The sequence below is a fragment of the Pedobacter sp. Hv1 genome, assembly GCF_001412215.1.
Lineage (GTDB): Bacteria > Bacteroidota > Bacteroidia > Sphingobacteriales > Sphingobacteriaceae > Pedobacter.
In genome coordinates this window covers 1-932 of record NZ_LLWP01000017.1, presented here as the reverse complement: position 1 = coordinate 932, position 932 = coordinate 1, and the positions used below count along the sequence as shown (strand labels likewise).

The 932-nt window shown below is 57.0% G+C and carries 1 pseudogene; it reads right to left on the bottom strand.

From position 1 onward, the window contains the following. Positions 1–932: pseudogene (locus AQF98_RS21720) on the bottom strand (SprB repeat-containing protein); the annotation flags it as partial.

Here is a 932-nt window from a genome sequence, read left to right as displayed (position 1 = left end):
GTGGCCGTAGCCCCTGTACCACCACTTGGTGACCATGAATAGGTTTTAGCGCCGGTGCCACCGGTTACGTTCACCGTGGCAGAACCATTGGCCCCGCCATTACAGCTCACGTTCACCGTGGTACCAGCTGTAGCAACAAGTGCCGCTGGCTGGGTGATAGTAAAGGATTGTGTCGTGGTACATGCATTGGCATCGGTAACGGTTACCGTATAGGTACCTGCTGTTAGGCCTGAAGCCGTAGCCGCCGTACCTCCGCTAGGAGACCATGAATAGGTATAGGCCCCGGTTCCACCTGTTACGTTAACCGTAGCAGAGCCGGTAGCGCTGCCATTACACAGGATGTTCACCGTTGTACCTGCCGTGGCCACAAGTGCCGATGGCTGGGTAAGGGTAAAGCTCTGTGTAGTGGTACAGCCATTGGCATCGGTAACGGTTACCGTATAGGTTCCCGCGGTCAGCCCAGAGGCCGTAGCGCCGGTTCCACCGGTTGGTGACCATGAATAGGTATAAGCTCCGGTGCCTCCGGTTACGTTAACCGTGGCCGAACCATTGGATCCGCCGTTACAGCTTACGTTCACCGTAGTGCCCGCCGTGGCTACTAGTACCGGTGGCTGGGTAAGGGTAAAGGATTGTGTGGTGGTACACCCGTTGGCATCGGTAACGGTTACCGTATAGGTGCCCGCTGCAAGCCCAGAGGCCGTAGCACCAGTTCCACCAGTTGGTGACCATGAATAGGTTTTAGCGCCCGTACCTCCGGTAACATTCACCGTGGCCGTACCGTTGCTGCCTCCAAAACAGCTCACGTTGTTCACTGTTCCCGCCGTGGCCACTAGTGGCGCTGGCTGGGTGATGGTAAAGGATTGTGTCGTTGTACAAGAATTGGCATCGGTAACGGTTACCGTATAGGTGCCTGCCGCAAGGCCCGTGGCCGT